Source organism: Kitasatospora sp. CB01950, from assembly GCF_001905465.1.
In the GTDB taxonomy this organism is placed as follows: Bacteria; Actinomycetota; Actinomycetes; order Streptomycetales; family Streptomycetaceae; genus Kitasatospora.
Genome location: NZ_LISX01000004.1, coordinates 519489 through 546450 on the forward strand (window position 1 = coordinate 519489; position 26962 = coordinate 546450).

Annotated in this window: 28 protein-coding genes; 8 read left to right on the top strand and 20 right to left on the bottom strand. The window is 72.7% G+C overall.

Annotated elements, in window-relative coordinates; translation table 11 throughout:
• Positions 1 to 20: 20 nt before the first annotated feature.
• The 3 genes from tilS to dacB all read right to left on the bottom strand — a co-directional run bounded on the left by tilS (position 21) and on the right by dacB (position 4052).
• The gene (tilS, locus tag AMK19_RS14300) at positions 21 to 1163 is read right to left on the bottom strand and encodes a tRNA lysidine(34) synthetase TilS (protein WP_073811606.1); all 1143 of its coding nucleotides are present in this window, start codon (positions 1161 to 1163) and stop codon (positions 21 to 23) included.
• A gap of 231 nt (positions 1164 to 1394) precedes the next feature.
• Positions 1395 to 2540 carry a zinc-dependent metalloprotease gene (locus AMK19_RS14305; RefSeq protein ID WP_073811608.1) on the bottom strand — a complete coding sequence of 382 codons (1146 nt, stop codon included), beginning with the start codon at positions 2538 to 2540 and terminating at the stop codon, positions 1395 to 1397.
• Between the two features lie 72 nt (positions 2541 to 2612).
• Entirely contained in the window at positions 2613 to 4052 is a 1440-nt protein-coding gene (gene dacB / locus AMK19_RS14310; RefSeq protein WP_241844397.1) for a D-alanyl-D-alanine carboxypeptidase/D-alanyl-D-alanine endopeptidase, read from the bottom strand.
• 137 nt (positions 4053 to 4189) lie between these two features.
• Between dacB and AMK19_RS14315 the strand changes: the two genes are divergently transcribed.
• Entirely contained in the window at positions 4190 to 4681 is a 492-nt protein-coding gene (locus tag AMK19_RS14315) for an inorganic diphosphatase (protein ID WP_073811611.1), read from the top strand.
• A 94-nt stretch (positions 4682 to 4775) separates the two neighbouring features.
• Here AMK19_RS14315 and AMK19_RS14320 read toward each other — a convergent pair whose 3' ends face one another.
• The 3 genes from AMK19_RS14320 to AMK19_RS14330 all read right to left on the bottom strand — a co-directional run bounded on the left by AMK19_RS14320 (position 4776) and on the right by AMK19_RS14330 (position 6623).
• Positions 4776 to 4991 carry a dodecin gene (locus AMK19_RS14320; RefSeq protein ID WP_073811613.1) on the bottom strand — a complete coding sequence of 72 codons (216 nt, stop codon included), beginning with the start codon at positions 4989 to 4991 and terminating at the stop codon, positions 4776 to 4778.
• A 95-nt stretch (positions 4992 to 5086) separates the two neighbouring features.
• Positions 5087 to 6046: an asparaginase gene (locus tag AMK19_RS14325; RefSeq protein WP_241844398.1), complete on the bottom strand. Its 960-nt coding sequence runs from the start codon at positions 6044 to 6046 to the stop codon at positions 5087 to 5089.
• 58 nt (positions 6047 to 6104) lie between these two features.
• Positions 6105 to 6623 carry an RsiG family protein gene (locus AMK19_RS14330; RefSeq protein WP_073811754.1) on the bottom strand — a complete coding sequence of 173 codons (519 nt, stop codon included), beginning with the start codon at positions 6621 to 6623 and terminating at the stop codon, positions 6105 to 6107.
• A 346-nt stretch (positions 6624 to 6969) separates the two neighbouring features.
• Between AMK19_RS14330 and dtd the strand changes: the two genes are divergently transcribed.
• Positions 6970 to 7401 (top strand): D-aminoacyl-tRNA deacylase, encoded by a 432-nt coding sequence (dtd, locus tag AMK19_RS14335; RefSeq protein WP_073811756.1) that lies wholly within the window; start codon positions 6970 to 6972, stop codon positions 7399 to 7401.
• 14 nt (positions 7402 to 7415) lie between these two features.
• Here the strand turns inward: dtd and ygfZ are convergent, their stop codons facing one another.
• From ygfZ to AMK19_RS14350, 3 genes are all read right to left on the bottom strand, one after another.
• Positions 7416 to 8372, bottom strand: a complete 957-nt coding sequence (gene ygfZ, locus AMK19_RS14340) for a CAF17-like 4Fe-4S cluster assembly/insertion protein YgfZ (RefSeq protein ID WP_073811614.1) — start codon at positions 8370 to 8372, stop codon at positions 7416 to 7418.
• An 82-nt stretch (positions 8373 to 8454) separates the two neighbouring features.
• Positions 8455 to 8901 (bottom strand): Fur family transcriptional regulator, encoded by a 447-nt coding sequence (locus tag AMK19_RS14345; protein WP_073811616.1) that lies wholly within the window; start codon positions 8899 to 8901, stop codon positions 8455 to 8457.
• Positions 8902 to 8978: 77 nt separating this feature from the next.
• The gene (locus AMK19_RS14350) at positions 8979 to 9563 is read right to left on the bottom strand and encodes an FABP family protein (protein ID WP_043915577.1); all 585 of its coding nucleotides are present in this window, start codon (positions 9561 to 9563) and stop codon (positions 8979 to 8981) included.
• A gap of 254 nt (positions 9564 to 9817) precedes the next feature.
• Here AMK19_RS14350 and AMK19_RS14355 point away from each other — a divergent pair, with 254 nt between their 5' ends.
• Positions 9818 to 10180, top strand: a complete 363-nt coding sequence (locus AMK19_RS14355) for a DsrE family protein (protein ID WP_073811617.1) — start codon at positions 9818 to 9820, stop codon at positions 10178 to 10180.
• Between the two features lie 4 nt (positions 10181 to 10184).
• Here AMK19_RS14355 and AMK19_RS14360 read toward each other — a convergent pair whose 3' ends face one another.
• The 5 genes from AMK19_RS14360 to AMK19_RS34335 form a co-directional block, all read right to left on the bottom strand.
• Positions 10185 to 10463 carry a DUF3099 domain-containing protein gene (locus AMK19_RS14360; protein WP_073811619.1) on the bottom strand — a complete coding sequence of 93 codons (279 nt, stop codon included), beginning with the start codon at positions 10461 to 10463 and terminating at the stop codon, positions 10185 to 10187.
• Between the two features lie 62 nt (positions 10464 to 10525).
• Positions 10526 to 10816, bottom strand: coding sequence for a DUF1416 domain-containing protein (locus tag AMK19_RS14365; protein ID WP_035864892.1), 291 nt, complete (start codon positions 10814 to 10816; stop codon positions 10526 to 10528).
• A 39-nt stretch (positions 10817 to 10855) separates the two neighbouring features.
• A complete protein-coding gene (locus AMK19_RS14370) occupies positions 10856 to 11689 on the bottom strand; it encodes a sulfurtransferase (protein WP_073811620.1) in 834 nt (277 codons plus the stop codon).
• Positions 11690 to 12198: 509 nt separating this feature from the next.
• The gene (locus AMK19_RS14375; protein ID WP_158071908.1) at positions 12199 to 12861 is read right to left on the bottom strand and encodes an LmeA family phospholipid-binding protein; all 663 of its coding nucleotides are present in this window, start codon (positions 12859 to 12861) and stop codon (positions 12199 to 12201) included.
• Positions 12862 to 12984: 123 nt separating this feature from the next.
• Positions 12985 to 13290: a MoaD/ThiS family protein gene (locus AMK19_RS34335; protein ID WP_241844399.1), complete on the bottom strand. Its 306-nt coding sequence runs from the start codon at positions 13288 to 13290 to the stop codon at positions 12985 to 12987.
• Positions 13291 to 13831: 541 nt separating this feature from the next.
• On the opposite strand from AMK19_RS34335, the gene AMK19_RS14385 reads away from it, so the two are divergent.
• The 5 genes from AMK19_RS14385 to AMK19_RS14405 all read left to right on the top strand — a co-directional run bounded on the left by AMK19_RS14385 (position 13832) and on the right by AMK19_RS14405 (position 19267).
• Positions 13832 to 14563 (top strand): response regulator transcription factor, encoded by a 732-nt coding sequence (locus tag AMK19_RS14385; RefSeq protein WP_073811624.1) that lies wholly within the window; start codon positions 13832 to 13834, stop codon positions 14561 to 14563.
• A 148-nt stretch (positions 14564 to 14711) separates the two neighbouring features.
• Positions 14712 to 15752, top strand: a complete 1041-nt coding sequence (locus AMK19_RS14390) for a LacI family DNA-binding transcriptional regulator (RefSeq protein WP_073811626.1) — start codon at positions 14712 to 14714, stop codon at positions 15750 to 15752.
• 101 nt (positions 15753 to 15853) lie between these two features.
• Positions 15854 to 16957: a S1C family serine protease gene (locus AMK19_RS14395; RefSeq protein WP_073811627.1), complete on the top strand. Its 1104-nt coding sequence runs from the start codon at positions 15854 to 15856 to the stop codon at positions 16955 to 16957.
• 73 nt (positions 16958 to 17030) lie between these two features.
• Positions 17031 to 17807: a response regulator transcription factor gene (locus AMK19_RS14400; protein ID WP_073811629.1), complete on the top strand. Its 777-nt coding sequence runs from the start codon at positions 17031 to 17033 to the stop codon at positions 17805 to 17807.
• Between the two features lie 59 nt (positions 17808 to 17866).
• Complete coding sequence (locus AMK19_RS14405) at positions 17867 to 19267, top strand: sensor histidine kinase (RefSeq protein ID WP_073811631.1); 1401 nt, start codon at positions 17867 to 17869, stop codon at positions 19265 to 19267.
• 55 nt (positions 19268 to 19322) lie between these two features.
• Here the strand turns inward: AMK19_RS14405 and AMK19_RS14410 are convergent, their stop codons facing one another.
• From AMK19_RS14410 to AMK19_RS14435, 6 genes are all read right to left on the bottom strand, one after another.
• Positions 19323 to 21131, bottom strand: coding sequence for a bifunctional metallophosphatase/5'-nucleotidase (locus AMK19_RS14410; RefSeq protein WP_073811633.1), 1809 nt, complete (start codon positions 21129 to 21131; stop codon positions 19323 to 19325).
• 196 nt (positions 21132 to 21327) lie between these two features.
• Positions 21328 to 22674, bottom strand: a complete 1347-nt coding sequence (locus tag AMK19_RS14415) for an ATP-binding protein (protein ID WP_073811634.1) — start codon at positions 22672 to 22674, stop codon at positions 21328 to 21330.
• An 18-nt stretch (positions 22675 to 22692) separates the two neighbouring features.
• The gene (locus AMK19_RS14420; RefSeq protein WP_073811636.1) at positions 22693 to 24282 is read right to left on the bottom strand and encodes an SCO6880 family protein; all 1590 of its coding nucleotides are present in this window, start codon (positions 24280 to 24282) and stop codon (positions 22693 to 22695) included.
• 7 nt (positions 24283 to 24289) lie between these two features.
• Positions 24290 to 25558: a hypothetical protein gene (locus tag AMK19_RS14425; protein ID WP_241844400.1), complete on the bottom strand. Its 1269-nt coding sequence runs from the start codon at positions 25556 to 25558 to the stop codon at positions 24290 to 24292.
• Positions 25548 to 26369, bottom strand: a complete 822-nt coding sequence (locus tag AMK19_RS14430) for a hypothetical protein (RefSeq protein WP_073811637.1) — start codon at positions 26367 to 26369, stop codon at positions 25548 to 25550. The genes AMK19_RS14425 and AMK19_RS14430 overlap by 11 nt, the downstream gene beginning before the upstream one ends.
• Positions 26370 to 26485: 116 nt before the next feature.
• Positions 26486 to 26833: a hypothetical protein gene (locus AMK19_RS14435; RefSeq protein WP_241844401.1), complete on the bottom strand. Its 348-nt coding sequence runs from the start codon at positions 26831 to 26833 to the stop codon at positions 26486 to 26488.
• Between the last annotated feature and the right edge of the window lie 129 nt (positions 26834 to 26962).

Sequence of the window (26962 nt, forward strand, 5' to 3'; positions counted from 1 at the left end):
GTAGTACGACTGGTTCGTGCTCAGTCGCCCTGCCGCCGAAACACCAGCGTGCCACACCGACGCACGGCTTCGACGCCCCCGGGTAGGTGCAGGGGGCCTTGGCCGCGCCAGCCGGTGACCAGCGAGTCCACGGTTTCCAGGTGCCTGGCGAACAGGTCGCCGGCCGGGCAGCCAGCGCGCAGGGCGGCGCGACGCAGCACCCGGCGGCGCACCGCGGGGGGCAGTTCGGAGAGCTTGCCCACGTCGAGCGCCCCGTCGGGGGCCCGCAGGTCGTGCTCGGCGAGGGCCGCCCACTGGTCCAGCGCGTCGGCGTCGTCGCGGAACAGCCGGGCGGTGCGGGCCAGCGCCTCCACCACGCCTCCGCCGAGGTGCTTCTCCAGCACCGGCAGCACCTCGTGGCGGACCCGGGAGCGGGTGTACGCCGGGTCGGTGTTGTGCGGGTCGTCCCAGACCGGGATGGACTGCGCGGTGCAGGCCTGCCGGGTGGCGGCCCGGTCCAGCTCCAGCAGCGGGCGGCGGTAGCGGCCCTTCTGGGCCGGCATGCCGGCCAGCGAGCGGGCGCCGGAGCCGCGGGCCAGGCCCAGCAGCACCGTCTCCGCCTGGTCGTCGCGGGTGTGGCCGAGCAGCACGGCGAGGGCGCCGAGGCGTTCCGCCGCGCGGTCGAGCGCGGCGTAGCGGGCCTCCCGGGCGGCGTTCTCCGGGCCGCCCTCGCGGCCGACGTGCACCGCGACCGCCTCCACCGGGTCCAGGCCCAGCTCGCGCAGCCGGACGGCGACCTGCTCGGCGCGTTCGGCGGAGCCGTCCTGCAGGCCGTGGTCGACGGTGACGGCGCCGACCCGCAGGCCGAGCTTGGGGGCCTCGAAGGCGGTGGCGATGGCCAGCGCCATCGAGTCGGCGCCGCCGGAGACCGCGACCAGCACCAGCGGGGAGCCGGGGGCGGCCGGGGTGCGGGGCAGGCCGGAGGGGTGGCGGCGGGCGTTGCCGATCAACGTGCCGGGCACCGTGGCGGTGGCGGCCAGCGCGGGCAGCGGGGCGGTCTGCGCCGACGGCGCGCTGCGGGCGCGCACCGGCCCGCCCGGGGTGACGCCGGCCTCGGCGGCGAGGTCGGCAAGGGTACGGCGGACGGCGAGGCGTATCGCCGCGACAGCGGGGTGTGGGCCCATGGTTGGCACTCCTTGGCGGAGGGGGTTCGGGACCGCCTGTCAGCTCTCGGTCACCAGGCGCTCACAGATGGTCGCAGAATCCGGCCTCCGCCCACGCCACCCGCGCCAACGGCGGATCCACGGTCCCACGTACGGGTGAATGGAGAAACGTTACGTCTGCCGCCAGGTGTACGACTCGCCCGCGTGACCGTCCACGCCGGGCCGCGCCGTGACCGCCAAGGGGGCCGGGCGTCAGCCGACCACCCGGGCCACCCAGGACGCCGGGTCGTGGATCTCGTCCTTGGTGGGCAGCGTGTTCGGCGAGGTCCACACCCGGTTGAAGCCGTCCATCCCGGCCCGCTCCACCACGCCGCGCACGAACACCGCGCCGTCCTGGTACTGGCGCAGCTTGGCGTCCATGCCGAGCAGGCGGCGCAGCACCAGGTCGAGCCGGCCGTTGCCGCGGTCGCGGCGGCGCTGGAACTTCTCCCGGATCTCGGCCACCGAGGGCACCACGGCCGGGCCGACGCCGTCCATCACCACGTCGGCGTGGCCCTCCAGCAGCGACATCACGGCGGTCAGCCGGGCCAGGATCTCCCGCTGCGCGGGCGTCTGCACCAGGTCGGTGAGGCTGCCCGCGGTGGAGCCGTTGCCGCGGCCGGCCAGGCCGCCGAAGGCCTCGCGCAGCCGGTCCAGCAGCGCCGACGGGTCGACGTCGGTCTGCGCCAGGAATTCCTGCACCTCGGACTGGATGTGGTCGCGCAGCCAGGGCACGGCGGTGAACTGGGTGCGGTGGGTCTCCTCGTGCAGGCACACCCAGAGCCGGAAGTCGTGCGGGTCGACGCCGAGTTCGCGCTCCACCTGGACGATGTTCGGGGCCACCAGCAGCAGCCGTCCGGGCGGCGTCGCCAAGCCCCGGCGCGGCTGGTCGAACAGGCCCTCGGGGCTGTCCGGGGCGGTGGGCAGCTCGGCGGGGGCGAAGGTCTCGTACTGGCCGAGCACCTTTCCCGACAGGAACGCCAGCACCGCGCCGACCTCCACGCCGGTGGCCTTGGCGCCCACCGAGCCGGCCGCCGCCGCGCCCGGGCCGTCCGGGCGGCGGGCCGCCAGGCGGTCCGTCAGCGGGCGGACCACGGTGCGGAAGCCCGCCACGTTGGCCCGCACCCAGCCGGGCCGGTCGACCACCAGGACGGGGGTGCCGGGAGTGTCCTCGCCCATCCCCATCCGGGTGAACTCGCGGACGTGCCGCTCGGCCTCGACGGCGTGCCGGCGCAGCTCGGAGACCACCAGGCGGGCCTCCTCCCGGCCGACCCGGGGCCCGGGCCGGGCGAGGCGCACCGCGGTCGCCACCGCGAGATCCCAGTCGACCATCTCCGCACCGCTGTTCGCGCTCGTCATGCCCTCACGGTACGTGCTCGCCACCCCCCGGGGGAGACAACGGCGGCGGCCGATCGACGGGCCGACGGGCCGTCAGCACCCGCAGGCGGCGATCTTCGCGACGATCCGGTCCATCGCGGCGCGGGCCACGAACGGGTCGGCGCCGGTCCGGGTCATCAGCGCGAACACCAGGACCCGGCCGTCGGCGTCGACCAGGGTGCCGGCCAGCGTGTTGACGCCCGCCAGGCTGCCGGTCTTGGCGCGCACGATGCCGGCCGCCTCGCCGGCCCCGGACTTCGCGCCGTACCGGCCGGCCAGGGTGCCGGTGAAGCCCGCGATCGGCAGGCCGGTGATCACCGGGCGCAGCTCCGGGTGCCGTGGGGAGGCGGCCTCGGCGAGCAGCTTCACCAGGACGGTCGGCGGCAGCTGGTTGGCCTTGGCCAGGCCGCTGCCGTCGGTGAGCACCACGCCCGTCAGCGGCAGGCCGAGCTTGCCGAGTTCGGCGGTGACGGCGCTCGCGGCGCCCTCGAAGCTCGCGGGCTGCCTGGCGGCGAGCGCGACCTGCCGGGCGACGGCCTCGGCGAGCTGGTTGTCGGAGGTGGTGAGCATCCGTTCCACCAGCCGTCCGATCTCCGGCGACTCCACCCGGGCCAGCTCGGCGGCCCCGGCGGGCGCGGTGGCCTGCCCGGCCTTGTTCTGCACCGTGATGCCTTCGGCCTTCAGCAGGTTCGCGAAGGCCTCGACGGCCTGCCCGGCCGGGTCGGACACCCGCTGCGGGGCCTCCTCCTGGGAGTGCGGGTCGGACCGGGCCTCGTCGACCATCAGCGGGGCGACCGCGGCGATGTTCGTCCCGTCGTGCTCCTTGTGCAGCAGCGGGCCGGTGTACAGCGAGGCGTCGTAGGAGAGCTTGACGCCGGTGGTGCCGGCCGCCTTCAGCGCGGCGGCGGTGCGGCGGGCCAGGTCGGCCAGCGAGGCGGGCGCGCTGTCCGCGTCCACGGGGGCGCCGCCGACCCGGACCTGGTCGACGGGCAGCACCGTCAGCGTGGGGTCGCCGCCGCCGACCAGGGTGATCTCGCCGGCGGCGCCCTGCACCACGGTGGTGGCGATCCGGCGGTCGGCCGGCAGCAGGGCCAGCGCGGCGACGGCGGTGGCCAGCTTGGTGGTGGAGGCGGGCGTCGCCGGGGTGTTCTCCTGGGCGCCTAACAGCAGCTCACCGGTGGCGGCGTCGGCGACCGCGTAGCTCAGGGTGCCCAGCGACTTGTCCTGGACGGTGCTGCCGACCGCGCTGCGCAGCGCGTTGCCGTTCGGGGCGCGGCTGTCCCCGGCGTCCCCGGCGGACAGCACCGGGCCCTTGACGGGCACCGCGCGCCGCCGGTCACCGTGCCGGTCCTGCCGGCCGTGCCCCTGCGGGTCCCCGTCCTGGTGGTGCCCGTCGTCCGGGCGTCTGCCGTGCCCGTCCGAGCGGCCTGCGCTCGGCGAGGGCTGCGCCGTCGCCGGGTCGGCGACGGTCAGCACCCCCGCTGCCAGCGCCACCCCCAGGACCCCCGCGAGCGCCGTTCTGCGCCCGCGTCCCACCCCTGTCCCTGATCTCACCGACCGGCCCCTTTCAAGAGCACTCCCCGTCGTAGGAGACACTTGGATTCTGTCAGTCCCAGACCTTGGAGGAACCGTTGGAGTTCGACGTCCTGATCGAGATCCCGAAGGGCTCGCGCAACAAGTACGAGGTCGACCATGAGTCCGGTCGCCTGCGCCTGGACCGCATGCTCTTCACCTCGACCCGCTACCCGGCCGACTACGGTTACGTCGAGGGCACCCTCGCGGACGACGGCGACCCGCTGGACGCCCTGGTCATCCTGGACGAGCCGACCTTCCCCGGCTGCCTGATCAAGTGCCGCGCCATCGGCATGTTCCACATGACCGACGAGGCCGGCGGCGACGACAAGCTGCTGTGCGTCCCGGCGACCGACCCGCGCTGGTCGCACCTGCAGGACCTGCACGACGTGTCGGAGTTCGACCGCCTGGAGATCCAGCACTTCTTCGAGGTCTACAAGGACCTGGAGCCCGGCAAGTCCGTCCAGGGCGCCGACTGGGTCGGCCGGGCCGAGGCCGAGGCCGAGATCAACGCCTCGATCAAGCGCCTCGAGGAGCAGGGCGGCCACTGAGCCGCGACGCCCTCCGGGGCGGCGCTCAACACCCGCGCGAGGGGCGGGAGTCCGGATTCGGACTCCCGCCCCTCGCAGGTTTTTCGGCGGTCGGTCAGTCGTTGTCGTCGAGCCGGAACCCGACCTTCAGACCGACCTGGAAGTGCTTGACCGCTCCGTCCTCGATGTGGCCGCGGACCTGCACCACCTCGAACCAGTCCAGGTTGCGCAGTGTGCGGTCGGCGCGGGTGATGCCGTTGCGGATGGCGGCGTCCACCCCCTCGTGCGAGGAGCCGACGATCTCGGTGACCCGGTAGGTGTGGTCGGACATGGCGAGTACTCCCTGTGCGGCGGTGGCGGGATCCCCCGCCGTCCACCGTGCACCAGCGGGCCGGGACGGGCATCCCGGCTTCACCCGGCGGGGCGTCAGAACGCCGCGCGGACCTCGCCGACCACCTGGCCGCCGCCGTGCAGCGGGGAGGCCAGGCGATCGGCAAGCCGCCCCATCTCCGGGTCCTGGACGCCCAGCCGGCGCAGCGCGGCGGCCAGCACCGGGCCGCGGGCCCGCTCCGCGCCGTCCTCGATCTTGAAGGCGAGGGCCCGGCCGTCGGCCAGTGCGACCACCTGGACGGCCTCGGCGCCCATCTTGGACAGCGCGCCGGGCACCGCCCGCATCAGCCAGGTGTCGGGGCGGCGGGTGCCGGCCACGTACTCGGGGTGGGCGCGCATCGCGTCGGCGACCCGGCGCTGCTCGGTACCGGGCTCGGCCAGCACCAGGGCGCGGTAGCCGCGGGCCAGGCCGGTCAGCGAGACGGCCAGCAGCGGGGCGCCGCAGCCGTCGGTGCCGGTGTGCGCGGCCTGCTCGCCGGTGGCCTCCTCCAGCGCCGTACGGGCCAGCAGCTGGATGGGGTGCTCGGGGTCGAGGTAGCTCGCCAGGTCCCAGCCGTTGGCGGCGCAGGCGGCCAGCCAGCCGGCGTGCTTGCCGGAGCAGTCCATCAGGATCGGCGCCCGCTCGCCGCCGGAGCGCAGCAGCTCCTCCGCCTCGACCTCGTCCAGCGGCAGGTCGGCGGGGGTGCGCAGGGCGGCCTCGGTGAGGCCCGCGTCGGCCAGCATCCGGCGGACCGCGGCCCGGTGGAAGGGCTCGGCGGAGTGGCTGGAGGCGGCCAGCGCGAGCTGTTCGCCGTGCAGGGCGAGGCCGGCCCGCAGGGTGGCCACCGCCTGGAAGGGCTTGGCGGTGGAGCGCGGGTAGACCGGCTGCTCGGGGGTGCCCAGCGCGTACGCGACGGTGCCGTCGGCGTCGAGCAGGACCAGCGAACCGCGGTGGCGGCCCTCGGTGAAGCCGGAGCGTATGACCTCGGCGAGGGCGGGCAGGACGGACTGCGACACGGGCGGGTCTCCAGGAATGCGACGAGGGTGGGTGCGGGCCCGGTCGCGTCCCGCCCGCTCAGCTCCCGCCGAGCAGGTCCTCGACCCGGGCCTCCCCCTCACGGTACCTGCGGGTGATCTCCGCGCCGCAGTCGTCCGCGGTCCGCTGCAGCGTCTGGCGGCGGTCGGACACCTCGCGTTCGTACTCGGCCAGCCGTTCGACGGCGGCCAGCAGGTCGGCGGTGGCGTGGGCGCCGAGGTCGGCCAGTTGGACGTCGCCCATCAGGGCGTCCGCCTCCAGCCGGTAGCGCTCGCCGCGCGGCGGGCCGAGGGTCAGGTGCCGGGCCGGGCGGCGGGTGGCGGACGGGGCGTCCGCGAGGATCGCGGGCAGCCGGTCGAGCAGGGCGCACTGCGCCTCGCTGGCGCCGGCCAACGGGATCTCCCGGCGCTGGAGCTCGGCCCGCAGGATGTCCATCCGGCCGTGCAGCAGGCGGCGCAGGTACGACAGGTCGGCCTCCTGCTCCAGGGCGTCCCGGCGCAGCACCCGCAGTTGCTCCAGGGCCAGGCCGGCCAGTTCGTCGATCGCGCTCACGTCCATCAGTCCGACCACCTGCCGTAGTACCTGTGCCCGCCGGTCGCGGGACCGCCCGTCATCCAGGGTTCCCCCGGTGGGCGATGCCACTCGTGCGGGTGACGCGGTTCGCCGGGACGGCGGACGCCCACTCGGGGCCCGGATGGCTCCGGGCCGTCGGACAGCGTGCCACCCCGGGACCCGGACCCGCACGCCCGAGTACCCGAACGGCCCCCTGGCGAACACCCCTGGCTAGTACGAAGAATCCGCGCCATGGGCTCACCTGCACCGATCGGGGCGCATCATGTGCGACCCCGGCGTGCAACTCGGGGCCACGCGCCCCCCGGACGGGCGTGCGGGCACAATGGGCGGCATGCGAGCAGTGGTGCAGCGGGTCGCCGAGGCGACCGTGACGGTGGACGGCGAGACGGTCGGCGCGATCGAGGGGCCCGGCCTGTGCGTCCTGGTCGGCGTCACCCACGAGGACACTCCGGCGCAGGCGGCCCAACTGGCCCGCAAGCTCTGGACGCTGCGGCTGTTCCCCGGCAGCCCCGAGCAGTCCTGCTCGGAGCTCGGCGCCCCGCTGCTGGTGATCAGTCAGTTCACCCTGTACGGCGACGCCCGCAAGGGCCGCCGCCCCACCTGGAACGCCGCCGCCCCCGGCCCGGTCGCCGAACCGCTGGTGGACGCCGTGGTGGCCGAACTCCGCGCGCTGGGCGCGAAGGTGGAGACCGGACGGTTCGGCGCCGACATGAAGGTCGCGCTGGTGAACGACGGCCCGTTCACCGTCCTGCTGGAGGTCTGAGCCGAGAGGCAGCCTCAGGCCGGGACGATCACGTCCTGGCTGCCGGGCACGCCGTCGGCCAGCAGCACCGCGTCGACCGGGGTGTTGCGCTTGACCAGGGCCAGCGCGACCGGGCCGAGCTCGTGGTGGCGGGCCGCGGAGGTGACGAAGCCGACCGGGCGCTCCTGGCCGTCCACCCGCACCTCGGCGCCGTGCGCGGGCAGCTTCTCCTCGGTGCCGTCCAGGTGCAGGAAGACCAGCCGGCGCGGCGGACGGCCCAGGTTGTGCACCCGGGCGACGGTCTCCTGGCCGCGGTAGCAGCCCTTGTTCAGGTGCACCGCGCTGCCCAGCCAGTCCACCTCGTGCGGGATGGTGCGGTGGTCGGTCTCGAAGCCCAGCCGCGGCCGGTGCCCCTCGATCCGCAGCGCCTCGTACGCCCACACGCCCGCGGCCGGGCCGAACTCGGCGACGGCCTCGGCCAGTTCGGCGCGCGGCAGGAACAGGTCGCGGCCCCACGGGAGTTCGCGCACCGCGGCGGCCCGGTCGGCGGCCGCGGTGGAGCCGGCCGGCAGGAACACCACGGCGTGGTCCGCGGTGGCGTCGGCGACCTCGGCCCGGTTCCAGAACTTCATCGACTCCAGGTACGCCACCAGCGCGGGCGCGGTGCCGGGCTCGACGTGGATCCAGGTGGTGGCGCCGTCGTCGACCAGGTAGAGCGCGTGCTCGACGTGGCCGTGCGGGGACAGCACCAGCGCCTCGGTGGCCTGTCGCGGCGGCAGTTCGCTGACGTGCTGGGTGAGCAGCAGGTGCAGCCAGCTCAGCCGGTCCGGGCCGGTCACGGTGATCACGCCGCGGTGCGAGAGGTCGACGAAGCCGCGGCCGGCGGCCAGTTCGCGCTGCTCGCGGAACAGGTCGCCGTAGTGGGCGGCGACGCCCTCGTCGGGACCTTCGGCGGCGACGGCGCCGGGCAGCTCAAGCAGCGGGCTCTTCATACCGGCCAGCTTACGACCGGCGGCCACGGTCCACGGCCGGGGTCCACGGCCGGGGTCCACAACGGCAGGCTACGACCGCGGTCTACGACTGCGGGTGCTCCGCCTTGGCCGTGCAGTCGCCGCAGCGGCCGAAGATGGCGAAGTGCTTCAGGTCGGTGTCGAAGCCGTGCTGGGCGCGCAGGCTGTCGATCAGCGGCGCGGCGATCGCGGTGTCGGTCTCGGTGACCCGGTCGCAGTCCCGGCAGACCAGGTGCAGGTGGGTGTGCCGGCCCGCCAGGTGGTAGGTGGGCGCGCCGTGCCCGAGGTGGGCGTGCGAGACCAGGCCGAGCTCCTCCAGGAGCTCCAGCGTCCGGTACACGGTGGAGATGTTCACGCCGCTGGCGGTGCGGCGGACGTGCACCAGGATCTCGTCCGGGGTGGCGTGGTCGAGCACGTCGACGGCCTCCAGCACCAGCTGGCGCTGCGGGGTCAGCCGATAGCCGCGCTCGCGCAGGTCGGCCTTCCAGTCGGTGGTGTCGGTGTTCGCCACGGTGTCCCTGCCCGTTGAGAGGTCGTGCCGACCAGTGTAGGGACCGACCGCCCGGTCGGTCCCCCACTCGGTCACGCTCAGCGGAAGAACGCGATCCCGTCGTCCGGGAGGTCGTTGACGTCCTTGATCAGCTGCGCCGGGTTGAGCACCTTCTTCAGCTGCGCCGACATGTACGGCCGCAGCGGCACCTCGGGAGCGGCCTTCTCGCCGACCCACAGCAGCTCGTCCTTGACGAGGCCGAACAGGCGCTTGCCGCCGCTGTAGGGGGCCGCGCCCTCGATCCGGGCGACCGCGTCGGTGGCCAGGTCGATCTGCGGCTTGCCGTCGTGCAGCTTGCCGTACCAGATCTCGACGGTGCCGTCGTCGCGCACCGAGGAGACCTCGATCTCGCGCTCGCCGCTGGTGCCGTGCTGGTTGCTGGTCACCCGCCAGAAGGCGTGCTCCATCTCCAGCGGGCGGACCTTCTCGCCCTGCTCGTCGAGCACCCAGGTACGGGAGCGGAACTCCAGGAAGGGTCGTCCGTCGTGGCGGAAGACGATCTCCTGGCCGAAGTTGCACTTCTCCGAGCCGGGGAAGTCGTGGACGCCCGCGCCCTCCCAGGTACCGAGGAGGAAGGCGAGCGGGACGACGTCCCGGTGGAGGTCGGAAGGAATCTCGATCATGGTCCTGGCTGCTGTCGTCGGACGGTTACCGGCTCAACCGTACGGCAGTGCTCAGCGCTGGCCCTGGTAGAGCTTCATCACGGAGAAGATGGCGAACCAGGTGATCAGCACGGCCACCAGAACCAGGACACTTTCGAAGAAGATCTCAAGACCGGACACGGTGTGCTCCCAGGGGCGGGTTCGACGGAGGAACGGGGCTCTCCACTACGGCCGGGAGTCTATCGGGCGGCCCCTGCGGCCGTAGTCTCTGGGGCATGTCGAAGAAGCTGGTCATCAAGGTCACCGCCGGTGCGGACGCGCCGGAGCGCTGCTCGCAGGCCTTCACGGTCGCCTCGGTCGCGGTCGCCAGCGGCGTGCCGGTCTCGCTCTGGCTCACCGGTGAGTCCTCGTGGTTCGCGCTGCCCGGCAAGGCCGCCGAGTTCGAGCTGCCGCACGCCGCGCCGCTGCCCGACCTGCTGGAGGCGATCCTCGCCGCCGGCTCCGTCACCCTGTGCACCCAGTGCGCGGCGCGCCGGGAGATCGGCCGGGCGGACGTCATCGAGGGTGTGCGGATCGCCGGCGCGCAGGTGTTCCTGTCCGAGGTAATGGCGGACGACACCCAGGCGCTCGTCTACTGATCCGCTACCGCTCGTCGGGGGGCTCGTGGTCCGGCCGGTCCCGGTCGTGGCCGCGCTGCTCCCAGTGCGGGTCGTCCCAGCGCGGGTCGTTCCACCAGTCGTCGTCCTTGTCGCGCCGGTTGGCGAGGACGGCGGCCAGCGGCGGTATCACCATGGCGACCACGCACATGCCGATGGCGGCGCCGACCGAGTAGAAGCGCACCACGCCCCAGGCGAGGACGAACAGCCCCAGGCAGACGCCCATCATCACGAAGTAGCGCACATGCCGCCGGTGTGCCTGCACGCTTCCAGGGTAGGCCGAGGGCCCCGGACGCCGTAAGACGTCCGGGGCCCTCTCCGCAGTCGTCAGACCGCGATCGCGACCTCGGTGAACTCGCCCTGGGTGGCGACCACCTGGCGGTCCACGGTGGCGCCGGGCACCAGGGCCCGCAGGGTCCACTTGCCCGGGCGGGCGAAGAACCGGAACTGCCCGGTCGCCGAGGTCGGGACCTCGGCGGTGAACTCGCCGTTCTCGTCCAGCAGCCGCACGTAGCCGTTGACCGGCTCCTCGTTGCGGGTCACCGAACCCTGGATGATCGTCTCGTTCGCCACGTCAACTCCTGCCAGGTCCGGGCCGCCGGCCTTCGCACCGCACATGTCTGTTCTCCCTCTTCCTTGCTTCGCGCGAGCCGGGGCTCAGTTGCCGAGCTCGATCGGCACGCCGACGAGGCTGCCGTACTCGGTCCACGAGCCGTCGTAGTTCTTGACGTTCTCCTGGCCGAGCAGCTCGTGCAGGACGAACCAGGTGAGCGCGGAGCGCTCGCCGATCCGGCAGTACGCGATGGTGTCGGTGGCCAGGTCGACGCCCTCGGCCTCGTAGAGCGCCTTCAGCTCGTCGTCGCTCTTGAGGGTGCCGTCGTCGTTGGCGTTCTTCGCCCACGGGATGTTCTTCGCGGTCGGCACGTGGCCGGGGCGCTGCGACTGCTCCTGCGGGAGGTGGGCCGGGGCGAGCAGCTTGCCGGAGAACTCGTCGGGCGAGCGGACGTCGACCAGGTTCAGGGTGCCGATCGCGTTGAGCACGTCGTCCCGGAAGGCGCGGATCGAGGAGTCGGCCGGCTGCGCGGTGTACTGGGTGGCGGCCCGCTCGGGCTGCTCGACGACCAGTTCGCGGGAGTCCAGCTCCCACTTCTTGCGGCCGCCGTCCAGCAGGCGGACGTCGCCGTGGCCGTACAGCTTGAAGTACCAGTAGGCGTACGAGGCGAACCAGTTGTTGTTGCCGCCGTACAGCACCACCGTGTTGTCGTTGGCGATGCCCTTGGCGGACAGCAGTGCCTCGAAGCCGGCCTGGTCGATGAAGTCGCGGCGGACCGGGTCCTGCAGGTCCTTCTGCCAGTCGATCCGGACCGCGTTGCGGATGTGGTTCTTGTCGTAGGCGGCGGTGTCTTCGTCGACCTCGACGACGACCACCTTCGGGTCGTCCAGGTGGGCCTGAACCCAGTCGGCATCGACCAGGACGTCGGTGCGGCTCATTGCTGATTCTCCATCCGGGGGCGGTTGGCGGAAGGCTGCTGGAGGGTCTCCCGGGCCGCGTTGCCCGCACACCTGTCCGCATGCTGGGACGGCGTGAGGTGCGGCAGAGCCGGGAGGTCGATCGTGAGAGGTGTGCTCGTCGTCCCCGACGCACCGGTGCGCAAATGCTGCCGGTTCGCGGCGTCGGGACGGGGGCGGGCGTGCCGTGACTGGGGTCAGGACCGCCCGGTCAGCGCATTCGACACAGGCAGCTCGACACGCGGCAGTGGTCTACCGCCCGCCGCTTTGTGAGGTCCGCCTGTCGCTTCATGACGACGATGCTAGGGACTCCGGAGGGGCGCTGTCATCATCGTGTCGAATACTGAGACCAGATCGCTCGAATCCTGGGATTTACCTCTTTTCCACCGCGCGCCGACGGGCCCGGACCCCGTGCGGGGACCGGGCGAACCGGTGCTGCGGAGGATTTCTCCGGCGGTGCTGGACAGACTGTCTCGCCCACCGGACAGGCGTCAGTGTCCGAGCGTGGTGCCGGGGGCGACGGTGAAGCGCAGCCGCACGCCGCCCGCCTCCGGGGTGGCCTCGGCCAGCGACAGGCCCTTGGGCAGACCGGTCAGCCGGAACTTCTGGGGCTTCAGCAGGTCTCCGGCCAGGCCCTTCAACGAGGCGGCGGTGCCGGTCAGTTGGAGGCCGTCGACGACGATCGTGTCGGGGCCCTCGCTGTGCAGCTTGCCCTCGATCCCGCCGCCGGGCACCGAGGCCTTCACGGCGCCGGGGCCGGCGTACTCCAGGCCGAGCAGGCCGCCGCCCTTCATGAACTTGGCGAGGTCCTTGTACTCGACCACGCCCTGGCCGTCGCCGCGTCCGACCGTCACGCCCCGGTAGGAGTCGGTGAACTTCACCTGGGACAGGTCGGCCTTGAAGGCGTGCACCGTCACGCGCTCCTTGCCGTCGGTGACGGTCATCCCGTCCGAGGAGAGCGTGACCTGGTCGAGCTCCCCGGCGACCGCGCTGGTCAGGAAGGGGACGTCGCCGATCTCGACGGTCGGCTTCTCGGTCAGCCAGCCGGAGGAGACCGCGGCGTCGGCGGCCTGGTCCTCCGCGACCCCGACGGCCACCCGGTCGGCGGCGACCAGCAGGCCGCCCACCACGCCGAGTCCGATCAGCAGCTTCACCGCGCCATGCATCGTTCCCCCTGAAAGGCTCCGGCCGGACCGCTCCGTCGACGAACCGGTCCCGGACATAGGACGATCGCACGGATACCCGGGTTCCGGCGCGACACTCCGCCGAACCCGCGGTCAACCACCGGCGAACGGCGGCAGCACCTCGACGGTGCCGCCCTCGGTCAGCGGCACCGAGGCGTGCTCCCGGCCGCCCACCGGGTCGCCGTCCACCAGGTACGAGCACATGCCCAGCACCCGCAGCAGCTCCGGCCGCCCGGCGTGCTCGGCCCGCACCGCGGCCAGCGCCTCGGCCAGCGTGACGGCCAGGTACGGCTCCTCGGCCCGGCCCGCCGCGGCCTTGGCGGCAGCCCAGTAGCGGACCGTCCCGTTCACCCGCACAGGTGAATCCGAGGTGGAACGGGCATCGGCGGTCGCGGTCACGGCAACCCCTCTCGGTGGTCCTCGCCCGGTACGGCGGCAGCGGCCCGGTGCGGCCCCATCATCGCCCCCGGCCCCCGCCGCCGGGCAAACCTCCCAGGTCATCACGGGGGCGCAAGGTGTCGTACCTCACCCGTTCCGGGACCCCTCGCGGGCCCGTGCGCCGCCCGCGCCACTCCCGACCGCAGGGGCGGTCGGCTATTCTCGATTCCGAGAGGGATCCGGGCAGAGTCGCCCCCGGGTCCTTTTGTGCTTTCAGGACGCCAGTCGGACGTTCCGGCGCACGGTGCCCCACCCGCACCGGCCGCCGGACCGACCCCGCCGCCGACCGCACGACGACGTGCCGGCAGCCGGCGGACAGAGCGGAGGGACCGCCGATGGACGAGGCAGCAGCGGGACGCCAGGGGATGCGCGAACCCCGGTCGGCCGCCGCCCCGTCCGCCGCCGCCCCCTCCGGGCCGTCGGCGCTCCCCCACCCTGTACCGCGCCCGCCGTCCCCGCGGCGGCCGCGACCGCGACGACCCGGAAAGGGGACTGGCCAGGTATGAGTTCACTGCTCCTGCTGACCAACGCCCTGCAACCCTCCGCCGAGGTGCTGCCCGCCCTCGGCCTGCTGCTGCACAGCGTCCGGGTGGCCCCCGCCGAGGGATCCGCCCTGATCGACACCCCGAACGCCGACGTGATCCTGGTCGACGGGCGCCGCGACCTGCCGCAGATCCGCAGCCTCTGCCAGCTGCTGCGGTCCACCGGCATCGGCAGCCCGCTGATCCTGGTCGTCACCGAGGGCGGCCTGGCCGCCGTCACCGCCGAGTGGGGCATCGACGACGTGCTGCTGGACACCGCCGGCCCGGCCGAGGTCGAGGCCCGGCTGCGGCTCGCCCTCGGCCGCCTCCAGGTCGCCGTGGACGACTCCCCGATGGAGATCCGCAACGGCGACCTGTCGGTCGACGAGGCCACCTACTCCGCCAAGCTCAAGGGCCGCGTCCTCGACCTCACCTTCAAGGAGTTCGAGCTCCTCAAGTACCTGGCGCAGCACCCCGGCCGGGTGTTCACCCGGGCCCAGCTGCTCCAGGAGGTGTGGGGCTACGACTACTTCGGCGGCACCCGCACCGTGGACGTCCACGTGCGCCGGCTGCGGGCCAAACTCGGCGTCGAGAACGAGCAGTTGATCGGCACCGTGCGCAACGTCGGCTACCGCTTCGTGGTCCCGGAGCGGAGCGACAGGAGCGCCGAGCGGACGGAACCGGGCAGAGCCGCCGCGCACCGCGAACGCTGATCGCCCGCGGGACGGGCCGGGCGGCGCCACCCCTCGCCCGGCTTGCCCGGATCGGTCCGATTCGGTCCCGATCGGTCCCCTCCGGCACCCCGTCCCACCAGGTCCGGCCCCGGCTCGACGCGCCGAGCCACCCGCGTAGACTCCCCCCGTGGCCAAGGTGACGCGCGACGATGTAGCCCGACTGGCTGGGACCTCGACCGCGGTCGTCAGCTATGTGATCAACAATGGTCCCCGGCCGGTCGCCCCGGCCACCAGGGAAAAGGTGCTGGCCGCGATCGAGCAGCTCGGGTACCGCCCGAACTCCGTCGCCCAGGCGATGGCCTCCCGGCGCACCAACCTGATCGGCATGGTCGTCCCCGACGCCCGGCAGCCGTTCTTCGCGGAGATGGCGCACGCCGTGGAACGCGCCGCCTCCGAGCGCGGCAAGCTCGTGCTGATCGGCAACTCCGACTACGTCGACGACCGCGAGGTGCACTACGTCCGCGCCTTCCTCGGCATGCGGGTCTCCGGTCTGATCCTGGTCAGCCAGGGCCCCTCGCAGCGCGCCGCCGAGGAGTTCGCCGCGATGGAGGGCGCCAAGGTGGTGCTGCTGCACCGCCGCCCCGAGGCGATCGACGACGTCGCCGTGGTCACCGACGACGTCGGCGGCTCCGAACTGGTCGTCCGTCACCTGCTCGAAGTGCACGGTCACCCGTACGTGGCATGCTTCGGCGGCCCGGTGGAGTCGCCCGCGCCCGGCGACCCGGTCATCGACCACGTGGCCGGCTGGGAGCTCGCGATGGCCGCGCACGGCCTGCCCACCGAACCGCACCTGATCGACGCCCCGTTCCACCGCTACGGCGCCTACCAGGTCGCGCTGGAGCTGCTCTCCTCCGACCGGCGGCCGCCGGCGATCTTCTGCTCCACCGACGACCAGGCGATCGGCGTGCTGCGGGCCGCCCGCGAACTCGGGCTGAAGGTCGGCAAGGACCTCGCGGTGGCCGGCTTCGACGACATCCCGGAGGCCGGGTTCGCCGACCCGCCGCTCACCACCGTCGCCTCCGACCGGGACGCGATGGCCCGGGCCGCCGTCGACCTGGTCCTCGACGACTCGCTGATGGTGCCCGGCAGCGACACCGAACGGGTCCGCAAGTTCCCGTCCCGGCTGGTCGTGCGGCGTTCCTGCGGCTGCTCCGGCGACCCTGCCTGATCTCCGTCCTGACCAGGCTTTATGAGAAGCTGACGCGCTTCTCGGGGAACTCGTACCGCCCTCTCATCGAACGTTCATGAAGCGGGCGGAACGTCATCCCCATGAGCGAGCACCGCAGCACCCACGAGCCTCACCCCCAGGACGGCGGCGCGGGCTGGCTCCCGCCGACGCCGCCGGCCGCGCAGCCGCAGCCGTACCCCGTGCACCCCGGGTACCCGGCCCTCCCACCCACCGTCTCCGGCCCTGAGCTGCCGCCGCCTCCGCCGGGCGGCCCCGGCCACCGCGCCCGCCGCGGCCTGCTGAAGAGCCGCCTCGCGCTGGTCACCGCCGTCGCCACGGTGGCCGCCCTGCTCGGCGGCGTCACCGGCGGCGTCCTGGCGAACGACCGCAGCAGCAGCTCCAGCACCGCCGCGGGCAGCACCCAGACCCGTCCGGTGGCGGCCGACGCCAACGGCAGCGCCAACGTCTCGGCGATCGCCGCCGCGGTCTCCCCCGCCGTCGTCCAGATCACCGTGCAGACCGGCAGCGGCACCGCGACCGGCACCGGCGTGATCCTCACCGGCGACGGCCAGATCCTCACCAACTACCACGTCATCTCCGGCGCGGTGAGCGACGGCGGCCGCACCACCGTCACCTTCCACGACGGCCGGACCGCCTCGGCCACCGTCACCGGCACCGACAAGTCCCTGGACACCGCCGTCATCACCGCCTCCGGCGTCAGCGGACTCACCACCGCCGTGCTCGGCGACTCCGACGCGACGGCCGTCGGCGACCCGGTGGTCGCCATCGGCAACCCCGACGGCCTCACCGGCACCGTCACCTCCGGCATCATCTCCGCCAAGAACCGCACCGTCTCCGTCCAGGTCGACGAGGGCACCACCAGCGGGAACGGCGGCTTCGGCTTCCCCAACCTGCCCGGCCTGCGCGGCTCCACCGGCGCCAACGGCAGCTCCGGCGCCTCCAAGGGCGACACCGCCGGCTACCAGGCGCTGCAGACCGACGCCGCGCTCAACCCCGGCAACTCCGGCGGACCGCTGATCAACACCGCCGGCCAGGTCATCGGCCTCAACTCGGCGATGTACTCGGCGAGCGGCTCCGGCTCCACCGGCTCCTCGGAGGCCGGCAGCGTCGGCCTCGGCTTCGCCATCCCGATCAACAGCGTCAAGCAGGTGCTGCCGCAGATGCAGGCCGGCAAGAACCTCTGACACCCGCCGGTTCCGTCCCCGAGCGACGGACAATGGCCACGACCGCACCGGACTCAGAAAGGGCCCCGCGCCGATGACTCCCCCCGCCGACGACCGCACTCCTGCCGAGGCCCCGGGCGGCGGCGCCCGCGTCCTCGTGGTCGACGACGAACCCGCCCTGCGCGACGCGCTGGAATCCAGCCTCGCCTTCGAGGGCTACCAGGTCACCACCGCCACCGACGGCTACGAGGCCCTCGCCGCCGTCGAACGCGAACACCCCGACCTGGTCCTGCTCGACATCATGATGCCGCGCATGGACGGCCTCACCGCCGTCCGCCGGATGCGCTCCCGCGGCGACACCGTCCCCGTGCTGATGCTCACCGCCCGGGACGCCGTCGGCGACCGCGTCACCGGACTCGACGTCGGCGCCGACGACTACCTCGCCAAGCCCTTCGAGCTCGACGAACTCCTCGCCCGGGTCCGCGCCCTGCTCCGCCGCAACGCGCTCGCCGCGGAGGCCGCCGCCCGCACCGCCGCCGACGAGGACGACGGCGAGGTGCTGGCCTTCGCCGACCTGCGGATGAACACCGCGACCCGCGAAGTCACCCGGGCCGGCACCACCATCGAACTCACCCGCACCGAGTTCATGCTGCTGGAGATGTTCCTCTCCCACCCGCGCCAGGTCCTCACCCGCGAGCAGATCCTCAAGGCCGTCTGGGGCTTCGACTTCGAGCCCTCCTCCAACTCCCTCGACGTCTACGTCATGTACCTCCGCCGCAAGACCGAGCAGCACGGCATGCCCCGCATCATCCAGACCGTCCGCGGTGTCGGCTACGCCCTGCGCGCCGTCACCAACGGCGCGGCGGCGTGAAGCAGATCGGCCGGCTCACGGGGTGGTTCCGCAGCAGATCGCTGCGGAGCCGGCTGGCCATGCTCACGGCTGCCGCGGTGGCGGTGGCGATCGCCGTGGTCAGCATGGCGAGTTGGCTGCTGGTGCGCGAGCGCCTCTACCAGGAGCTGCACGACAGCCTCGCCGCCGCTCCCCGGGCCCAGCTGGCCCCGCCCGACCAGGACATGCTGCACTGCGGCGCGACCCCGGCCGAGGCGCTCGACCGCGTCCCCGCCGGGGGCGGCAACCGGTTCGGCCCGCAGATGTACGACTACCAGTTCCTACTGGCCGACGGCACGGTGTGCTTCCTCGGCGACGCCACCCGGGCCATCCAGGTCCAGACCGGCGACAACGCCCTGCTGCCGCGCGCCAAGGACGATGCCTACCGCGCCGGCCGTTACCTCGGCAGCGACGACTCCGCGCTGGTGCGGCGCACCAACACCTCGGTGAAGATCGGCGGGGTGCCGCATCCGGCCGTCCTGCTGACCGCGCTGCCCACCCACGGGGTGCAGAAGTCGCTCGGCTCGCTCGCCCTGCTGATGACCGGCGTGGCCGGTCTCGGCGTCATCGGGGCGGGCGTCGCCGGCCGGGTCGTCGCCCGGTCCGCGCTCAAGCCCGTCGACCAACTGACCGACGCCGTCGAGCACATCGCCCGCACCGAGGAGGTCGGCAGCACCATCCCGGTCAACGGCAGCGACGAGATCGCCCGCCTCTCCGCCTCCTTCAACTCGATGTCCACCGCCCTCGCCAACTCCCGCGAGCGGCAGACCCGCCTGATCGCCGACGCCGGCCACGAACTCCGCACCCCGCTCACCTCGCTGCGCACCAACGTCGACCTGCTGATCCGCTCCGACGCGCAGGGCCGCGCCCTGCCGCCGGAGACCAGGGCGCGGATGCTGGGCAACATGAAGGCGCAGATGCAGGAACTGACCGTGCTGATCGGCGACCTGCTGCAGCTCTCCCGCCCGGACACCCCGAACCCGGAGGCGGTGCGCACCGTGGTGCCGTTCCACGAGACGGTGGAACGGGCGCTGGAGCGCGGCCGGCTGCGCGGCCCGGCGCTCACCTTTCTCACCGAGGTCAACCCCTGGTACGTGCACGGCGACCCGGCCGCCCTGGAACGGGCGGTGATCAACCTGCTGGACAACGCGGTGAAGTACTCGCCACCGTCCGGCACGGTCGAAGTCCGCCTGCGCGCGGGCCGGTTGACGGTCCGCGACCACGGCCCGGGCATCCCGGCCGACGAACTCCCCTTCGTCTTCGACCGCTTCTGGCGCTCCCCGTCCTCCCGCCAACTGCCGGGCTCCGGACTGGGGTTGTCGATCGTCGCGCAGACCGTCCGGGACACCGGCGGCCAGGTCTCGCTCGGTCCCGCCTCGGACGGCGGCCCCGGCACGCAGGCGGTGATGGTGCTGCCGGGCCAGCCGGACGTCCCGCGCTGAGACAGGCCGAAGGGCGGGACACCGAGGTGCCCCGCCCTTCCTGGCTACTGCTGCGTCAGCCGATCGACTGGCCGACGCCGATGACCTTGATCCGGTTCTGGGCCGGCGGGGTCAGCGGGGCGGTGGCGGTGCTGTGGCTGGTCAGGTACGTGTTGAACAGGTCCAGGTCGGAGGCGCCGACGAGCTTGTCGGTGCCGGCCGCGAAGGCCGGGAAGCCGTCGCCGCCGCCGGCCAGGAACTCGTTGGCAGCGACCCGGTAGGTGGCGTTCGGGTCGACCGGGGCGCCGTTCAGACGGACCGAGTCGACGATCACGCGGTCACCGCCGGCCTTGTTCAGGTCCAGCGTGTAGCTGAGGTTGGAGGAGATCTGCAGGATCTTCGGGGCGGCCGCGTTGGAGCCCGAGACCTGCTGCTGCAGGACCTGGACCAGCTGGGTGCCGGTCAGGGTCTTGACCTGCATCATGTTGGTGAACGGCTGGACGGTGAACGCCTCGCCGTAGGTCACCACACCGTCGCCCTCGCTGCCGGACGCCTTGTAGACCAGGTCCGAGCGGATGCCGCCGGGGTTCATGAAGGCGACCTGCGCGCCGCCCTTGTCGGCGGGCGCGAGACCGGCCAGCTGCGCGTCGGCGATCACGTCACCGAGCGGCTTCTCCAGGTCGGTGGAGCCGCGGCCGTTGATGTCGGCGCTGATGTAGCCGACGGCCCGGTTGGCGATCGGGGCGGACAGCTTGCTGTACCGGTCGATCAGCTTGGTCAGGTCCGGCGCCTTGGGCACGTCGCGGCGCACGACGTGGTTGGCCGCCGTCACCGACGGACGCACGATGGCGCCGGTGCGCTTGTCCAGCTTGAGGTCGATCTCGGTGTACAGACGGCCGAACGAGGCGGCGCTGGTCACCGAGCGGGGCACGCCGTTCGGGTCCGGGATCATGCAGGCGTACGAGTTGTGGGTGTGGCCGGTGACGACCGCGCCGACCGCCGGGTCGAGGCGCTTGGCGATGTCCACGATCGGGCCGGAGATGCCGGAACCGCCGGAGCCGCAGTCGTAGTTGTAGACGCTGCTGGCCGGCAGGCCGCCCTCGTGGATCAGCGCGACCACCGAGTTCACGCCCTGGCGCTTCAGCTCGGCCGTGTACTTGTTGATCGTCGCGACCTCGTTGTCGAACTTGAGGCCCTGCACGCCGGCGGCGGTGACGATGTTCGGGGTGCCCTCCAGGGTCACGCCGATGAAGCCGACCTTGACGCCGCGGACGTTCTTCACCCAGTACGGCTTGAGCAGCTGCTTGCCGGTCTTCTCGTTGGTGACGTTCGCCGCCAGGTACGGGAAGTCCGCGCCCTCGAACTTGCGGCCCTTCTCGTAGCAGCCGTCGGTCGGGTGGCAGCCGCCGTCCTGCATGCGCTTCAGCTCGGCCGAGCCCTCGTCGAACTCGTGGTTGCCCACCGAGGTGACGTCGAGGCCGATCTTGTTCATCGCCTCGATGGTCGGCTCGTCGTGGAACAGGCCGGAGATCAGCGGGCTGGCGCCGATGATGTCGCCGGCCGCGACCGTCACGCTGTTCGGGTGGCCCTGGCGGGCGTCGCGCAGCGCGGTGGCCAGGTACTCGACGCCGCCGGCGGGGGTGGCGACGGTCTTGCCGGTGGTCGGGTCGATCTCGTTGACGGTGCCGGACGACCCCGCCGGAGGCTCCAGGTTGCCGTGCAGGTCGTTGATGGCGAGGAGCTGCAGGTCCTCGTACTTGGGCTTGTCCTGGCCGTGCCCGTGCGCCTCGGCGGTGGCCGGCAGGGCCATCGAGCCGAGGAGGGCGGCGGCCGCGGCGACCGCGAGCGCGGTCCTGCGGTGGCCGGTGGATCCGGAAATGGGCATGAGGGTCCCCTGCACCGTCGGGGCCGCGGTGGACGGCGGCCTGGCGTTGTATCGGGGAGCAGCCTAGAGTCCACGCGCGTAGCTGTCAGGAACCCTGAAGTAACGAGCTGGTATCCGAAGGCTGACGACTTCTCTGCCGACGCCCGGTCGGCCCTCCGCCGCCGGTCAGCTCCTGGGCTGCCTCCTGGGCTGCCGGTCAGATCCTCGGCTGCGCCGCCAACTGGTGCTCGGCGCGCTCCCGCTCCGCCACCGCGTCCTCGGTCATCGCGCGGTCGGTGTAGACCAGCGGACGTTCGGCCTCGGTGATGATGTGCTTGACCACCTGCACGTTGCCGTTGACGTCCCACACCGCGATGCCCGGCGACAGCGTCGGGATGATCTCCACCGCCCAGCGCGGCAGGCCCAGCACCCGGCCGGTGGCTCTCGCCTCCTCGGCCTTCTGCATGTAAATGGTGCGGGTGGAGGCCATCTTCAGGATCGCCGACGCCTCCTTCGCCGCCGCGCCGTCCACCACGTCCGACAGGTGGTGGACGACGGCCACGAAGGACAGGCCGAGCCGGCGCCCGAACTTCAGCAGCCGCTGGAACAGCTGCGCCACGAACGGGCTGTTGATGATGTGCCACGCCTCCTCGACCAGGAAGATCCGCTTCACCCGGTCCGGCCGCAGCCAGGTGTGCTCCAGCCACACCCCGACGATCGCCATCAGGATCGGCATCGCGATCGAGTTCCGGTCGATGTGCGACAGGTCGAAGACGATCAGCGGCGCGTCCAGGTCGATGCCGGCCGAGGTCGAGCCGTCGAACATGCCGCGCAGGTCGCCGTCGACCAGCCGGTCCAGCACCAGCGCCACGTCCAGGCCCCAGGACTGCACCTCGCCGATCTCCACGCCGAGCGACTCCACCGCCGACAGGTCGGGGCTGCGCAGCGTGTCGATGATGTCGTTCAGCACCGGCTGACGGTCCTTCACCGTGGCGTGCACGTGCGCGTGCGCGGCCTTCAGCGCGAAACCGGCCCGCTCCTCCAGGGTGCGGCCCATCGCCACCTCGATGATGGTGCGCAGCAGCGACAGCTGACCGGTGGTGGTGATCGCCGGGTCCAGCGGGTTGAGCTTCACCCCGCCGTCGCGGGCCGCCATCGGGTCCAGCCGGATGGACTTTATCCCCAGCGCGTTGGCGATCAGGTTCCACTCGCCGACGCCGTCCTCGCCCTGCGCGTCCAGCACCACCACCTGGCGGTCACGGAACCTCAACTGCCGCAGCACGTACGTCTTCTCCAGCGCCGACTTGCCGTTGCCGGACTCGCCCAGCACCAGCCAGTGCGGGGCCGGCAGCTGCTGGCCGTACAGCTGGAACGGGTCGTAGACGTAGCCCTTGCCGCTGTACACCTCGCGGCCGATGATCACCCCGGAGTCGCCCAGGCCGGGCGCCGCCGTCGGCAGGTACACGGCCTGCGCCTGGCCGCTGGAGGTGCGCACCGGCAGCCGGGTGGTCTCCACCCGGCCGAACAGGGCGCTGGCGAAGCCGTCGGTGAGATTGCCGATCATGTGCGGGCCTCCGAGGGGTCAGCGGCGGATGCCGGTGGCGAACGGCAAGGTGTTGGCGAACGCCCGGTGGTGCTCGCGGTCGCACCACTCCAGCTTCAGGTAGCTCTTGCCGGCCGAGGCGCGGATCGTCCGCTTGTCGCGGGCCAGTGCCTCCGGGCTGCGCGCGGACACCGTCAGGTAGCCCACCAGGTTCACGCCGGCCGCGCCGGACGCCAGGTCGTCGCCGCGCTGGTCCACCCGGCCGGTGTGGGCCAGGTCGCGCGGGTCCACCGTGCGGTTCATCTTCGCCGCCCGGCTGGCCTCCGCCTCGTCGTTGGTCTTCTCGGTCAGCATCCGCTCGATCGCCACATCGGTCGGCTCCAGGTCCATGGTGACCGCGACCGTCCGGATCACGTCCGGGGTGTGCACCAGCAGCGGCGCCAGGAAGTTCACCCCGACCGGGGTCAACGGCCACTCCTTGATCCACGCGGTGGCGTGGCACCACGGCTCCCGGGTCGCCGACTCGCGGGTCTTCGCCGTCAGGTACTGCGGGTGCGTGGCGTCCAGCTCGGCCGGCCAGGCGTTGCGCCTGCTCATCGCCTGGATGTGGTCGATCGGGTGGTCCGGGTCGTACATCGAGTGGATCAGCGACGCCAGCCGGGCCTGCCCCAGCGGCTGCCGCACCCGGATGTCCGCCTCCGCCAACCGGGCGCAGATGTCGGTCAGTTCACGCGCCATCACGGTCGCCAGGCCGTCGTCCCCGCGGTCGCCCTTCCCGCCGCCCTCCCGCCCGTACGCGGTCCGCCCCATCGCGTGCGCCTCGGACGCCAGGTCCCGGGTGTACTGCATGCAGGCCACCAGGTACGCCCGGTGCTGCTCCGAGGAGGTCGACACCATCGACTGCAGCTGGTCGTAGCTCTCCAGCAGCCAGCGCGGCGCCGAGTGGTCGCCGCGCCGCTCCACGTCCTTGGCGTGCGCGTCCGGGTCGGCGGGCAGCGTCCGGGCCAGGATCTGCAGCCGCGTCACGAAGCCGTCGCCGTTGGCCACGTGCTTCAGCAGCGTGCCGAACCGGTCGACCAGCGCCTCCTGGTCCTCCGAGTCGCGCAGGCCCACGCCCGGGCCCTCGATCTCGATCGCCGCAGTCACCGTGCGCCGCTCCAGGTGCATCAGCACCGCGACCTCGTCCGGCCCGAACGGCGCGGTCAGCCAGCGCAGCCGCCCCACCCCCGGCGGCGGACCGACCTCCACCTCACGCCCGTCCAACCGCGTCCCGGCCTCGTGCACGTCCGGCTTCCAGACCGCCCGACCGCTGCGCACCGTGCGCCGGTACGTCCGGTTGATCTCCATCCACTTGTAGAACGTCCGCCGCCGGTACGGCACGTACACCGCCATGATCGCCAGCAGCGGGAAGCCCACCAGGCCGGCCAGCCGCAGCGGCAGGATCGGCACCCCCAGACCCCACAGCATGCCCAGGCCCGCACCGGCGATGATCAGCACGATCTCGCCGGTCTCCCGGTTGCGCCCGATCGGCGCGTTCGGGCGCGCCTTGCCGATCAGATAGCTGCGGCGCTGCTGGGCGTACGGCTGGGCGTACTGGGTGCCGTACTGGCCGAACTGATCGCTGCTCATCTACCCGTCACCCTCCCTTCGGGTTGTTGACCGGGGCCTGGGACTGCGCGGGCGGCGCGGCCATCCGCCCGGGGTTGGCGGGACGGGACGCGTGCGCGGCGATGCCCGGGGCCACCCCGCCGCCGCCCGCACCCGGCGAGGCGTTCCCGGCCTGCGCACCGCCGCGCGAACCGTGCGTCGAAATGCCCTGCTTCACCAGGTTCGCCGGGCCGTTGATCATCGCACTGCCGGCCTGCACCGCACTCGCCCGAGCCTGCCGCATCGACAGCAGCTCGTCACCGAAGCCCGGCACGAACCGGTACACCGCCGCGCTCGCGAAGATCGACAGGAACAGGATCGCCAGACCGCTCAGCACCCGCGCGAAGTCGTCGTCCGCACCCGAGCCGGTCGCCACCGCACCCGCCAGACCCAGGATGATCACGATGATCGGCTTCGCCAGATCGACCGCCAGCATCATCGCGGCCCACCGGCGCACGTGCTTCCAGAGCTGCTTGTCAACCAGCCCCGCGTACACCGCCGTCCCCAGCAGCGCGCCCACGTACAGCATCGCCGCCCGGATCACCAGCTCGATCCACAGCACCGCGGCGGCCAGCACCGCCACCAGCGACACGATGATCAGAATCAGCGGGCCACCGCCCATGCTGCCCTTGTCCAGCGTGTCCGCGAACCCGCCCAGGTACGTCCCGGTGTCGGACTTCGTCCCCGCCGCGACCGCATCCGTCAAGCCGTCGGTGACCGTCACCACCGTGTACAGGATCAACGGCGTGAACGCCGAAGCGATCACCGTCAACCACAGGAACCCGACCGCCTCGCCGAACGCCTGCCCCAACGGCGCACCACGCACCGCCCGCTTCGTCACCGCCAGCAGCCACAGCACCAGCGTGACCACCGTCGACACCGCGAACACCACCGCGTACTGCTGCAGGAACGCCGCATTCGTGAAGTCGACCTTCGTCGTCCCGTCGATCGCCCCCGCCAACTGCCGCACCACCCACGCCGCAGCCTGCGCACACCCCTTCGCCAACGACCCCAACGGGTCGGTCACCGAGGAGACCGAGCCATTACCGGGGACCACCACCACGTCGGGAGGAGCACACTGGCTCCCCGCACCGGGCAGCGGCACGTTCTGGGCGGCGCAGGTGTCCGACGGCGAGGGCGACGGATCGGCGGCCACCCGCTGCGCGACCAGCAGGGCAGTGAGTTGAAGGCTGCTCAGGGCAGCGCCGAGCACCCCGGCCCGACCGAGGAAGCGCAGTCTGGACGCGTCAGCGGGCATAGCGGAACCCTCCGAACTGCTGGACGGCATCGGCGATCTCTTTCGCGGTGGCCGCCTGCTGGTCGCCCGGCAGGGGGGCGGGGCCCGCGGCGCGGGAGTAGTCGGTGAGCTTCCAGTCGCTGCCGGTCCAGCGCATGGTGACGGTCAGGGTGTACCAGTCCTGGCTGACCGGGACGGTGGAGTCCTCGCCGGCCAGGCCGTAGAGCCCGGTGCACCAGACGTCGACCTTGGTGGCGGTGTCGGCGCCGTTGGTGGTGCGGGTGCCGACCGGCACGATCCGGCTGACGAAGACCTGTCCCTTCGGAGCGCGGCCCTGTGCGTCCAGGCCGAACCGGGCCACCGTCTCCGGGGAGAACGCCTGGTCCAGGCGGGACTGGAGGGTGGGGAGGGTGGTGGGGTCGGCGAGGGTGGCGAGGATGGTGTGGCGGGTGTCGGGGCGGAACATGTCGGTGGAGCCCAGCGCGACGGCGTAGTTGGCGGCGGCCGACTGCGCCCCCTGGTCGGTGTGGGGGTAGCCGGTGGCGATGCCGTTGGCGGTGGTGGTGACGGGCTGTTGGCCGCTGGCGGCGGTGTGGTCGGCGGCGGGTCCGTTGCCGCCGGGGGCCTGGTCGCCGGAGCTCGCGGCGGGGGTGCGCCCGGGCACCGCCTTGTCACGGTTGGCGATGGCGACGGCGATCACCAGCAGGGTGACGATGCCGAGGATGGTCAGGAGGGTGCGCAGCGGCCTGGCCTGGCGGCCGGTCACGGGGCTGGTCTGTTCGGCGACCGGTAGCCGCGTACGGGTGTGCGGCTGGTCGTCGGACAACGGCACGGGGGCCCTCCTGGTGCGGCGTCACCGCGCGGGGGGCGCGGCGGCGTGACGGGTGTTTCTCGGTGTCGGCGCGCGGTGGGTGGATCGGCGCGAGCGGGGCGGAAGTTGTCCGATCGTCAGATCGCCATGCCGTAGACAATGGTGAACAGGGTGCCGAGGGAACCGATGATGAACACGCCGGTCAGGCCGGCGATGATCAGCCCCTTGCCCTGTTCGGCACTGAACGTGTCACGCATCGCGGTGGCGCCGATGCGCTGCTTCGCGGCGCCCCAGATGGCGATGCCGAGGCAGACCAGGATGGCGACGGCCATCACGACCTGGACCATCACGCGGGCCGAGGAGCCGAGCGAGGCGAACGGGCCCCAGTCGGGGGCGATGCCGCCGATGATGGTGTCGATGCTGGCCTTCTTGGGCGGGTCCTCCGCCAGGTACCCGATCACTGTGCTGTCCACGTTCAGGTTCATCCCATCTCACCGCCCGATCAGGAAAATTCAAGGCCCCGGACCACGGTCGAGCGAAGGGGCAGGTCCTATTCTTGGCCAGATCTGACGTCGACTTGGCTGCTTCTCGCGGATTGCTCGTGGCGGCCGGAC